Source organism: Halomonas sp. IOP_6, assembly GCF_021151565.1.
In the GTDB taxonomy this organism is placed as follows: domain Bacteria; phylum Pseudomonadota; class Gammaproteobacteria; order Pseudomonadales; family Halomonadaceae; genus Vreelandella; species Vreelandella alkaliphila.
In genome coordinates this window covers 300,151-312,226 of the sequence record NZ_JAIRBO010000001.1, presented here as the reverse complement: position 1 = coordinate 312,226, position 12,076 = coordinate 300,151, and the positions used below count along the sequence as shown (strand labels likewise).

Genomic DNA, 12,076 nt, shown 5'->3' with positions numbered 1-12,076 from the left:
GCCTGGAGATCGACCATGAGTCACTTCATAGATCGGCTGAATTTCTTCCGCAAGTCCCGTGAGCCTTTTGCCAACGAACACGGTGAACTACGCAGCGAATCCCGCCAGTGGGAAGATAGTTATCGTGCCCGCTGGCAGCACGACAAAGTAGTACGCAGTACCCACGGGGTGAACTGCACCGGCTCCTGTAGCTGGAAGATCTACGTCAAAAACGGTTTAGTTACCTGGGAAACCCAGCAGACTGACTACCCCCGTACCCGTCCCGACCTGCCTAACCATGAGCCGCGTGGCTGCCCCCGCGGCGCCAGCTACTCCTGGTATCTGTACAGCGCTAACCGCCTCAAGTACCCGTTGATTCGTAAGCCGTTGCTGGCGCTATGGCGCGAAGCGCTCAAGGCTAATCCAGACCCGGTCGACGCCTGGGCGTCTATTGTTGAAGACCCTGCCAAAACTAAACAGTACAAGCGTGCCCGCGGCATGGGCGGCTTCGTTCGCGGTAACTGGGATGAGCTCAACGAGCTGGTCGCTGCCTCTAACGTTTACACCGCTAAGCAGTACGGCCCTGATCGTATCCTTGGCTTTTCGCCGATTCCTGCCATGTCGATGGTCAGCTACGCCGCGGGTAGCCGCTACCTGTCGCTGATAGGCGGCGTCTGCATGAGCTTCTACGACTGGTACTGTGACTTGCCGCCGGCCTCGCCAATGACCTGGGGTGAGCAGACCGACGTACCTGAATCCGCTGACTGGTACAACTCCGGCTATATTATCGCCTGGGGCTCTAATGTGCCTCAAACGCGTACCCCGGATGCCCACTTCTTTACCGAAGTACGTTACAAGGGCACTAAGACGGTCTCGATCACTCCGGATTATGCCGAAGTCTCCAAGCTGACCGACGAGTGGCTTTCCGCCAAGCAGGGCACCGATGCCGCCCTGGCGATGGCCATGGGTCACGTCATTCTCAAAGAGTTCCACCTCGATAACCCGAGTGCTTACTTCACGGACTATGTGCGCCGCTATACCGACATGCCGTTCCTGGTGGAACTGGAAGCGCGTGAAGATGGCAGCTTCGCACCGGGTCGCCAACTGCGAGCCAGTGATTTTGATGCTGCCCTGGGCCAGGAAAACAATCCCGAGTGGAAAACCGTCGCCTGGGACGAAACCCGCGACCAGTTGGTGGTGCCGCGCGGTTCCATCGGTTTCCGCTGGGGCGAAACCGGTGATGAAGTGGGCAAGTGGAATCTGGAGTCGCTGGACGCCGCAGGCACCGAGATCAAGCCGTTGCTCAGTTTGGTCAACCACCACGATAGCGTCGCGCGCGTTGCGTTTCCTTACTTTGGTGGTATCGAACACGAACACTTTGAGCACGTAAAAGGAGCCGGTGTTGGCGCCGCCGATGACCTACTGTTCCACAATTTGCCCGCCAAACGCTTAAAGAGAGCCGATGGCAGCGAAATGCTGGCGGTCACCGTTTTTGATCTGATGTGTGCCAACTACGGTATCGACCGTGGCTTTGTTGGCGACGGCGAAGATGATGGCGCGACCTCGTTTGATCAGATTCGCCCCTATACCCCCGCGTGGCAGGAGAAAATCACCGGTGTCCCTGCAGAGCAGTGCACCCGCATTGCCCGTGAATTTGCCGATAACGCCCATAAAACCAACGGCCGTAGCATGATCATCGTTGGTGCCGGTATGAACCACTGGTACCACATGGACATGAACTACCGCGGCCTGATTAACATGCTGGTCATGTGTGGCTGTATCGGTCAGAGCGGTGGCGGCTGGGCCCACTATGTTGGTCAGGAAAAACTGCGTCCGCAGACTGGCTGGACGCCTTTGGCCTTTGGCCTCGACTGGCAGCGCCCGCCGCGCCATATGAACTCTACTTCCTTCTTCTATAGTCACTCCTCCCAGTGGCGCTACGAGAAGCTTGAGATTAAAGAAATTCTTTCGCCGTTGGCCAAGGCCGAGGATTACCCCGGTAGCCTGATTGACTTTAACGTGCGTGCTGAGCGCATGGGCTGGCTGCCGTCAGCACCACAACTGGACACTAACCCGCTACGCCTAGCGAAAAAAGCCGAAGCCGCGAGTATGTCGACAGCCGATTATGCGGTTCAGCAGCTCAAGAGCGGTGAACTGCGCTTTGCCGCGGAAGACCCGGATGCGCCAGAGAACTTCCCACGCAATATGTTCATCTGGCGCTCCAACCTGCTGGGTAGCTCCGGTAAGGGCCATGAGTACATGCTCAAGTACCTGCTGGGTACTCGCCACGGTATTCAGGGTAAAGATCTGGGCGACTTCGGCGGCCAGAAGCCCGAAGAAGTGGTATGGCGTGACGAGGCGCCGGAAGGCAAGCTCGACCTGCTGGTGACGCTGGATTTCCGTATGTCCACCACCTGCCTTTACTCGGATATCGTGCTGCCTACAGCGACCTGGTATGAGAAGGACGACCTTAACACTTCTGACATGCACCCCTTTATTCACCCCTTGACTGCCGCCACCGACCCTGCCTGGGAATCGCGTAGCGACTGGGATATTTACAAGGGTATTGCCAAGGCGTTTTCCAAAGTGTGTGTAGGCCACCTGGGCGAAGAGACCGACCTGGTCACGCTGCCGATGCAGCACGACTCGCCAGGAGAATTAGCCCAGCCGGCGGTGATGGATTGGAAGAAGGGCGAATGCGCGCCGATTCCCGGCAAGACCATGCCGTCGCTGATTGAGGTCAAACGCAACTATCCCGAAACCTATGAGCGCTTCACCTCCGTAGGGCCGTTGCTGGAAAGCATCGGTAACGGCGGCAAGGGCATCGGTTGGAATACCGATGCGGAAGTCGAGCTGCTGGGCAAACTCAACCATCGCAAGCTGGATGGCCCGCATAAAGGGCGCCCGTTGATCGACAGCGCCATCGATGCCGCCGAGATGATTCTCACCCTGGCACCGGAAACCAATGGCGCCGTGGCAGTAAAAGCGTGGGATGCGCTTTCCAAGATTACCGGGCGTGATCACACGCATTTGGCTAAGCCTAAGCACGAAGAGAAAATTCGCTTCCGCGATATCGTCGCTCAGCCACGCAAGATTATCTCCAGCCCGACCTGGTCCGGCCTTGAGGATGAGCATGTCTCCTATAACGCCGGTTACACCAACGTTCACGAGCTGATTCCATGGCGCACCGTGAGTGGTCGTCAGCAGTTCTATCAGGATCATGCCTGGATGCGCGCATTCGGTGAAAGCCTGCTGGTCTATCGTCCGCCCATCGATACCAAGGCGGCCAAAGGCTTCCAGCTTCCCGCCGACAACGGCTTCAAGAGCAAGGCGCTGAACTTTCTTACGCCGCACCAGAAGTGGGGTATCCACTCCACTTACTCGGACAACCTGCTGATGTTGACGCTTAACCGAGGCGGCCCGGTGGTGTGGCTCTCTGAGGCGGACGCGGCTGAGATCGATATCGAGGACAACGACTGGATCGAGGTCTACAACGCCAACGGCTCGATTGCCGCGCGGGCAGTGGTCAGCCAGCGGGTCAAAGCGGGCATGGTGATGATGTACCACGCCCAGGAGCGCAACGTGAACGTGCCTGGCTCTGAGATCAGCGGTACGCGGGGCGGTATTCACAACTCGGTCACCCGTGTCTGCCCCAAGCCAACCCACATGATCGGCGGCTACGCGCAGCTCTCTTACAGTTTTAATTATTACGGCACCGTCGGCTCAAATCGCGATGAGTTCGTGTTAGTGCGCAAGATGAAACACGTTGACTGGCTGGATGGTGAAGGCAATGACAGTGTTCAAAAGAACAGTGCTCAGGAGGCCGTGAAATGAAAATTCGTTCCCAGGTAGGCATGGTTCTCAACCTTGATAAGTGTATCGGTTGCCACACCTGTTCGGTGACCTGCAAAAATGTCTGGACCAGTCGCGAAGGTATGGAGTACGCCTGGTTCAACAATGTCGAGACCAAGCCCGGTATCGGCTATCCCAAAGAGTGGGAGAACCAGGCCAAGTGGAAGGGCGGCTGGATGCGCCGTAACGATGGTCGGATTGAGCCGCGTATTGGTGGCAAATGGCGGGTGCTGGCGAACATTTTCGCCAACCCCGACTTGCCCGAGATGGATGACTACTATGAGCCGTTCACGTTCGACTACCAACACCTGCATACTGCCAAGATCGGCGAGCACCAGCCGGTGGCACGTCCGCGCTCGCTGATTTCCGGTCAGCGTATGAAAAAGATCGAGTGGGGCCCCAACTGGGAAGAGATTCTTGGCACCGAGTTCGCCAAGCGGCGCAAAGACGCCAACTTCGACAAGGTGCAGGCAGATATCTACGGCCAGTTCGAAAACACCTTCATGATGTATTTGCCGCGGCTGTGCGAGCACTGCTTGAACCCCACCTGTGTAGCGGCTTGCCCCAGCGGTGCGATCTACAAGCGGGAAGAGGACGGCATCGTTCTAATCGACCAGGACAAGTGCCGTGGCTGGCGTATGTGTATCTCCGGCTGCCCCTACAAGAAGATCTACTACAACTGGAAAAGCGGTAAGTCCGAGAAGTGTATCTTCTGTTATCCGCGTATCGAGGCCGGCCAGCCGACCATCTGCTCCGAGACCTGTGTGGGCCGCATTCGCTATCTCGGCGTGCTGCTGTATGACGCTGATCGCATCGAGGAAGTGGCAAGCTCGCCGGATGAGCGTGACCTCTACCATCGCCAGTGCGAGATTTTCCTAGATCCCAACGATCCGGAAGTGATTGCCCAGGCCAAGCGGGATGGCATCCAGGATAACGTCATCAAAGCCGCCCAGGCCTCTCCGGTCTACAAGATGGCTATCGACTGGGGGTTGGCGCTGCCACTGCACCCGGAATACCGCACGCTGCCGATGGTGTGGTACGTGCCGCCGCTGTCGCCGATTCAGTCCGCCGCTGAGGCGGGGCATGTGGAGTTTGACGGCATCCTGCCCAAGATTGAATCACTGCGTATCCCGGTGAAGTACTTGGCTAACCTGTTGACTGCTGGTGAAGAGGAGCCCGTGGTGTTGGCACTCAAGCGCTTAATGGCGATGCGGGTCTATATGCGCGGCAAGCACGTAGAGGGTTCACCCAACGCCGACGTGCTCGATGCCGTGGGGCTGAGCGTCGCTCAGGTAGAGGAGATGTACCGCTACCTAGCCATTGCCAACTATGAGGATCGTTTTGTGATCCCCACCAGCCATCGGGAAATGGCCACCGAAGCCTTCCCGGAACGGGGCGGATGCGGCTTTACCTTTGGTGATGGTTGCCACGGTGAGAGCCAGCCCAACCTGTTCAATGGCCGTAAGCAGACCAGCGTGTTGGTGAAACCGGTAGAGGTCTTCGACCCGCAGCCACAACTTGAGGAGTCTCGTCATGACTGAAGCCGCTATCCAATCGCCGACCCCGGTAGAGCCGTCGTTCGAACCGCCACAAGGGATGCGTAGCCTACGCGTACTGGCCCGCTTGCTCGATTACCCGACCGAGGAACTGCAGGATGCCAGCGGCGAGCTCATCGAAATTCTCAATGCCGAGCGCCGCCTGGGGGCGGCTCTCAAATCGTCGCTAATGGAGTGGTGTCAGCGTCTCCAAGAGGGCGACCTGCTTGAGCTGCAGGCCGAGTACGTCGCCATGTTCGATAAGGGGCGAGCTACGTCGCTGCTGCTATTCGAGCACGTTCACGGTGAATCCCGTGACCGTGGTCAGGCCATGGTGGATCTTATGGCCGAATACAGCGCGGCCGGTTTTGAACTGGATGCCCGTGAACTGCCCGATCATCTACCGGTATTTCTTGAATACCTTTCAATGTGCGACGACGCCGAAATTGGCCGCTGGCTGGGCGAAATACGCCATATCCTGGCGTTGCTGACGGCACGGCTGGAGGAGCGGGGAGCGGATCACGCCCTGGTACCGTTGTCACTATTGGCGTTAATCGGCGCCGAGGGAGATGTCGAGGAGCATCGGCCCCAGGTCAAAAAAGAAGCGCCGGACAACACCCCCGAAGCACTAGACGCTGTATGGGAAGAAGAAGCGGTGCGTTTCTCAGCGACCTCTGATGAAGACTGTGCGCTGCAGTCTGCTGAAGGTCGCCGCTTGGCTGAGCGCAAGCACACCGTTCAAAGCCAGCCGGTACGCATTATGCCTGCTCCGTCTTTAAATGCCTCTTCCGCTCCTTCCGCCGATCGTTAATAGGAGAATCACCATGTATGACGCGATTGCGCATTACTTAACCCATCTGATCTACGGTTACTACCCCTATCTCGCGGGCACGGTGTTTCTGCTTGGCAGCCTGCTCCGTTTTGATCATGGTCAGTACACTTGGAAGACCGGTTCTAGCCAGATGCTCTCTTCAAAGAACATGCGCCTGGGCAGCAACCTGTTTCATATCGGTATTATCGTCATCTTCTTCGGTCACTTGGTGGGCATGCTCACACCGCACTGGGTTTATGAGCCGTTCCTGCACGCCGGTACTAAACAGCTAGTGGCTATCGTGGTGGGCGGTATTGCCGGTGCCATGTGCGTGGTGGGCGGCGCCATGTTGCTCTATCGTCGTTTGGCCAACCCGCGCGTAAAGGCGTCGTCGAGCATGATGGACACCTTGATCCTGGGCTTGATCGTCTTACAAGCGTGCCTGGGTATGGTGACCATCATCTTCTCGTTGGGCCATATGGACGGCGAGATGATGCTGACACTCTCCAGCTGGGCGCAGTCGATTGTGTTCTTCAGCGGCGGTGCGGCGGATTACATGCAGGAAGTGTCGTGGATCTACAAACTGCATATCTTTATCGGCTTAACCATCATCCTGTTGTTCCCCTTTACCCGCTTGGTGCATGTTTGGAGCGCGCCGTTTGGCTATGTGACCCGGCGTTATCAGCTTGTCCGCCGCCGCAGCTAAAAACTGGCTTGTGCTCGGCCAGGCCTAGAGGAGAAATAATATGCAGATGATTGATATCGAACAGTTACCTGGGGGCGTTGCTGCGCCTCCGGTACGTGTCGGCGACACCCCTATCGATGAAGCAACGATTGCGTTGGAAATGCAGTATCACCCCGCCGAAACGGCGGGAGAGGCCCAGCTTCAGGCCGCCCGTGCGTTGGTGGTCAGAGAGCTGCTTCGCCAGCGTGCTAGCGTCCTGGGCCTACTATCGACACAGGACGTTAGCGAGGCACAGGAAGATGCGGCGATTGCTGCTTTGCTCGAACAGGAGCTTGAGGTGCCCGAACCGGGTGAAGCAGATTGCCAGCGCTTTTTTGACACCCACCGCGAGCGCTTTAGCGAACCAGTGCAGTTACGCGTTCGGCATATCCTGCTCGCGGCCGCACCCGATGACTCCCAGGGGCGCGACGACGCTTACCAGCTTGGCGAAAAGCTACTCGAACAGCTTAATCAGATACCCGAGCGTTTTGCCGAATTTGCGCAACACCACTCCGCGTGCCCTTCAAAAGAGCTGGATGGTGATTTGGGTTGGCTATTGTCGGGGCAAACCGTTCCAGAGTTGGACCGCGCTTTGCAGCGCCTGCCCCGAGGCCTCTATGAGCGCCCTTTGGCATCCCGCTATGGTTGGCACGTGGTCAGTATTGACGAACGAAAAGAAGGCCGGGCGTTACCTTTCGATCAAGTGATTGACCGGGTGCGCCATAGCCTACGGGAACAGGCAACTCGGCGCGCGCTGCGTCACTATTTGCTGATGTTAGAGAGCGAAATAGGCGTCGAAGGAATTGTTCTGGATGACGATGCTGGCGGCAGCTTGATGCAATAGCTTGAAGCAATAGGAAAGCTAATAGGAGAGGCTTGATGTCCCATGTTCCCGTAGATGCACTTTTCACTCCGCTTGGTATCGCGGTGTTAACCGTTTCCGATACGCGTGGATTCGATCAAGATGGCAGTGGCGACTTACTCGCCGCGCATCTTATTGAAAGCGGCCATAACTTAATGGAGCGGCGCATCGTGCCTGATGATATTTATCAGGTTCGTGCTGTGGTTTCGGAGTGGATTGCGCGTAACGAAATTCAGACGATCCTGGTGAATGGCGGTACGGGCTTCACTGCTCGCGATACCACACCTGAGGCGTTAGTTCCTCTTTTTGACAAAGCAATTGAGGGGTATGGCGAGCTGTTTCGTTACTACTCTCTGCAAACGATTGGCACGTCGACTATTCAATCTCGGGCGGTGGCGGGGGTTGCCAACCAGACGCTGTTATTTGCGATGCCCGGTTCGCCAAAAGCATGTGAATTGGCGTGGGAAAAAATCATCTCATTGCAGTTGGACTCCCGCACTCGGCCCTGCAACTTTGTAGCAATGGTGTTGCCTTCTGCTCCTGCTTGTAGTGGACGTCAAGTAGAAACGACGTCGCATGTTTCGGAGTGCTTATGAACTGTCAATGCGCAGAAATAGTCACGCCCGGCTTGTTAAATTTATTTGATGCACGCCAACGAGTTATCGACGCAGCCACGCCGATTAATGCCGTAGAAAACGTCTCCCTTGAACAGTCGGCGGGGCGAGTGCTGGCAGAAATGGTGGTTGCACCTCTCGATATGCCAGGTGTGGATAATAGCGCTATGGATGGTTACGCGCTGTGTCTGGCTGATTACCAAGCGGCACCTCGCGGTGCAGGCCTACCCATTCTTCAACGCGTGCCAGCTGGTGCAGGTGTCATGCTGCTACCCGAAGGGGGCTGCGCGCGTATTTTCACCGGCGCGCCGGTACCCATAGGGGCGGATATTGTGGTGCCTCAAGAGCGGGTGACACTTGATCAGCGTGGGCATATACACCTCGAGGGTAGCTTGGTGCTAGGCGCTAATATTCGCTGTCAAGGCGAGGAGACCCGCATGGGAACCCAGCTACTCGCTGCGGGTAAGTTTCTTGACGCAGCGTCGATTGCGCTTCTGGCAAGCCACGGGATCAATATCGTTGCCGTCCAGCGGCGCCTAAGGGTGGCATTGCTCTCAACCGGCGATGAGCTGATTGCTCCAGGCACGGTGCGATCTCCGGGACAGGTATACGACAGCAATCGCGCCATGCTTAACGTACTGCTCACACAAGCACAGTGCGATGTACTGGATCTGGGCGTCATCGCTGATTCGCCGCAATCATTGCACCAGGCCTTTGAGCACGCACAAACCATTGCAGATGTGGTGATATGCACCGGTGGCGTTTCGGTAGGCGAGGAGGATCACGTTCGTCCGGTGATCGAGCAGCGTGGTGGGCTACATTTTCATGGTGTTGCGATGAAACCCGGAAAGCCCTTTGCATTCGGTTATCTAGGCGGGGAGCCTTCCACTTGCGCACCGTTAATGGCGCTGCCAGGTAATCCCGTGGCATCCCTGGTGGGCTGGCAACTGCTGGCGCTGCCGTTTATTCATGCTATGCAGGGTCGACATTTAGCTTCGCTACAGTGTTTTCCAGTAACAGCGGGCTTCTCTCAGCGTGGGCCCAAAGGGCGCTGCGAGCTATTACGGGTAGTGTTGGATTGGTCACAGGGGAGTCCCGTGGCGCAGTTAGCGGGCGGACAGGGCTCGCATATGCTTGGTGCGGCTAGCCAAGCTGATGGTTATTTAATGATTAACGCCGAAACCGATGTGGCAGAAGGGGAGGCGTATCACTACTACCCCATCAATCAGTTCGTCGCTTGAATCACTTTTTCAGTCGTGACCACTGACCTCGTTAGTTTTTTATAGGAGAGGGTATGTCTTCACATCACAAGCCACACATACAGCTGGTTAGTTCTCAAGTAGAGGAGCCCTCACTATGAGCGTCTTGGTCGATGGGTTTGGCCGTACAGTGCGTTACCTACGTATATCGGTAACTGATCGTTGTGATTATCGCTGTGTGTATTGCATGGCCGAGGAGATGACCTTCCTGCCCCGAGCCCAATTGCTGACCCTTGAGGAAATAGCCGCGCTTTCGCAGGCATTCGTCGAGCTGGGCGTGGAAAAAATCCGTCTAACTGGCGGTGAGCCGCTGGTACGCCAGGGCGTGCTAACGCTAGTGCAAAAACTCGCTGAATTGGAGGGCCTGCGCGAGCTGGCTATGACCACCAACGGCTCAGGGCTGGTCAAACATGCCGATGCTTTGCGGCAAGGCGGGCTACATCGGCTCAATATTAGCCTCGACTCGCTCAAGCCCGAGCGTTTTAAAGCATTAACCCGAACAGGTGACTTAAACCAAGTGATCGCGGGTATCCGTGCCGCACGTCGCGCTGGTTTTCAGTCGATTAAGCTCAACGCCGTATTGCTTAAGGGGCGTAATGATGACGAAATTATCGACTTGGTAAACTTTGCCCGGGATGAACAAGTCGATATCAGCTTTATCGAGGAAATGCCGCTAGGCGCTATCAGCGAGCATAACCGTGGTGAAACCTTTCTTTCCACCGATGCGGTACGCGAGACCATAGAAAACCACTATCAACTCCTACCCACTACCGAGACCACCCTAGGGCCATCCCGTTATTATCGTATGGCAGACAGCCAGTCACGCATTGGCTTTATCTCTCCCCATAGCCACAATTTCTGTGCTGCCTGTAATCGTGTTCGAGTGACGGCGGAAGGGCGGCTACTCCTCTGTTTGGGCAATGAGCATTCGGTAGATTTACGTGCCGTAATGCGACGTTATCCGGGGGAGATCCAGCGCCTAAAAGCAGCCATTGTGGGGGCGATGACGAAAAAGCCTGAGCGGCACCACTTTACGACCGATGGTGAGGTTCAGGTTTTGCGATTTATGAATGCAACTGGCGGTTAGTACAGCGTTGCCGAAAGCAACTTTTACTTCAAACTGTACCTGCTTGATAGAGTCTAAGAAGTGATCTAAGTATATTTTTAATATGAGGAGCTTCGGTGAAGGTGATTTTAAGATAGCCACTGAATCGGCCCTCCTTGAGTTGGCATAAATTTCCTCTTGATTTCATCCGTTTTGGCAGTGGTTCTGCGAAAGGATGCTTTGTCGTGTCCCGCCGTTAACTCTGTCTGCTTCGCATAAAAAATTGCCACCAATTTGTCTTTAATGGCGAGCCTTTGTATGCGCTAACATTTGTCCTAACGGGAAGCGAAGCAGTACCTTTGTTAAATTAATCGACTAGGACGGGGTTAGAATCGCTGCTATGCCCCAGGAATGATCAATAACCCAAAGAAGACAATTAATGACGCGTACTAAGCCATTTCAAGGTGAGTTTTCCAGCAACAAACTGACCATTTGGATTCAAACACTTCGCCCGCGTACTTTGCCTGCAGCGGTAGGCCCCATTTTGTTAGGGCAGGCGTTAGTCCTACCAAGCCATTTCTCCTGGCTCACCGCGTTCTTATGCTTGGTTAGTGCATTAGCGCTACAGCTTGCGGTTAATTTGGCCAATGATCTTTTTGATGGGCTTTCGGGCGTCGATCAGCACGATCGTCTAGGGCCAGCACGTGCACTCCAGTCTGGCTTGTTAGGAGTTAGTGAGCTGCGGGTAGGACTGCTGCTAATGCTAGGCATTGCCTTGGTAACGGGTGTATGGCTAGCCTTCTTTGGGCATTGGTTATTGTGGGTGTTTGGTGGGCTAGCGCTGCTTGGTGTGCTGGGTTACAGCGGTGGAAGGAGTCCCTATGCCAATCTGGGATTAGGAGAAGTGGCCGTCTGGCTGTTTTTTGGCCCAGTGGCCGTGTTAGGTAGCCTGCTGGCCCAACAAAGCCCAGTAAACGAAAGAGCCATCATCAGCGCATTGCTAATGGGGCTACCCGTGGCTGCCATTTTGGTCGTTAATAATCTTCGTGACCGCTTTACTGATGCGCGGGCTGGTAAACGAACACTAGCAGTGCGGCTCGGACCACGAGCCACTCGATGGCTTTTTAGCTTCTTAACGCTCGGCCCCTGGATGGTATCTCTGCCTTTCACAACAGAAGTTTGGCGCTGGGGGGTATGGAGCTGCCTGGGCTTAATAGGCGTAGGATTAAATGTAGTGTTTTGGCAGCGAGATGGGGCGGCACTCAATCCAGTATTGGGAAAGACAGCGCTCTATTCTTTAGCGATAGCCGTCTGGTTGATTCTACGTTTTGCGTAAGCAACAACACATGCGGATCAATAATTGCTGCTGTTCTCTTTTCTTTTAGTGCGTTTTTA

At 55.7% G+C, this 12,076-nt stretch carries 9 protein-coding genes; all 9 read left to right on the top strand.

Going from position 1 to position 12,076, the window contains the following annotated elements:
* Positions 1 to 15: 15 nt before the first annotated feature.
* The 9 genes from K7H08_RS01495 (at position 16) to menA (ending at position 12,017) form a co-directional block, all read left to right on the top strand.
* Positions 16 to 3,813, top strand: coding sequence for a nitrate reductase subunit alpha (locus K7H08_RS01495; RefSeq protein WP_231657021.1), 3,798 nt, complete (start codon positions 16 to 18; stop codon positions 3,811 to 3,813).
* Positions 3,810 to 5,372 (top strand): nitrate reductase subunit beta, encoded by a 1,563-nt coding sequence (gene narH / locus K7H08_RS01490; RefSeq protein WP_089038514.1) that lies wholly within the window; start codon positions 3,810 to 3,812, stop codon positions 5,370 to 5,372. The genes K7H08_RS01495 and narH overlap by 4 nt, the downstream gene beginning before the upstream one ends.
* Entirely contained in the window at positions 5,365 to 6,177 is an 813-nt protein-coding gene (gene narJ / locus K7H08_RS01485) for a nitrate reductase molybdenum cofactor assembly chaperone (protein WP_231657020.1), read from the top strand. The genes narH and narJ overlap by 8 nt, the downstream gene beginning before the upstream one ends.
* A 13-nt stretch (positions 6,178 to 6,190) precedes the next feature.
* On the top strand, positions 6,191 to 6,883 hold the full coding sequence (gene narI / locus K7H08_RS01480; protein ID WP_231657019.1) for a respiratory nitrate reductase subunit gamma: 693 nt from the start codon (positions 6,191 to 6,193) through the stop codon (positions 6,881 to 6,883).
* A 40-nt stretch (positions 6,884 to 6,923) separates the two neighbouring features.
* Positions 6,924 to 7,745, top strand: coding sequence for a peptidylprolyl isomerase (locus K7H08_RS01475; protein WP_231657018.1), 822 nt, complete (start codon positions 6,924 to 6,926; stop codon positions 7,743 to 7,745).
* Between the two features lie 35 nt (positions 7,746 to 7,780).
* Entirely contained in the window at positions 7,781 to 8,359 is a 579-nt protein-coding gene (gene moaB / locus K7H08_RS01470) for a molybdenum cofactor biosynthesis protein B (RefSeq protein WP_231657017.1), read from the top strand.
* Positions 8,356 to 9,618 carry a molybdopterin molybdotransferase MoeA gene (locus tag K7H08_RS01465; RefSeq protein WP_231657016.1) on the top strand — a complete coding sequence of 421 codons (1,263 nt, stop codon included), beginning with the start codon at positions 8,356 to 8,358 and terminating at the stop codon, positions 9,616 to 9,618. The genes moaB and K7H08_RS01465 overlap by 4 nt, the downstream gene beginning before the upstream one ends.
* A 115-nt stretch (positions 9,619 to 9,733) precedes the next feature.
* The gene (gene moaA / locus K7H08_RS01460) at positions 9,734 to 10,723 is read left to right on the top strand and encodes a GTP 3',8-cyclase MoaA (RefSeq protein ID WP_231657015.1); all 990 of its coding nucleotides are present in this window, start codon (positions 9,734 to 9,736) and stop codon (positions 10,721 to 10,723) included.
* Between the two features lie 397 nt (positions 10,724 to 11,120).
* A complete protein-coding gene (menA, locus tag K7H08_RS01455; RefSeq protein WP_231657014.1) occupies positions 11,121 to 12,017 on the top strand; it encodes a 1,4-dihydroxy-2-naphthoate octaprenyltransferase in 897 nt (298 codons plus the stop codon).
* Positions 12,018 to 12,076: the final 59 nt, after the last annotated feature.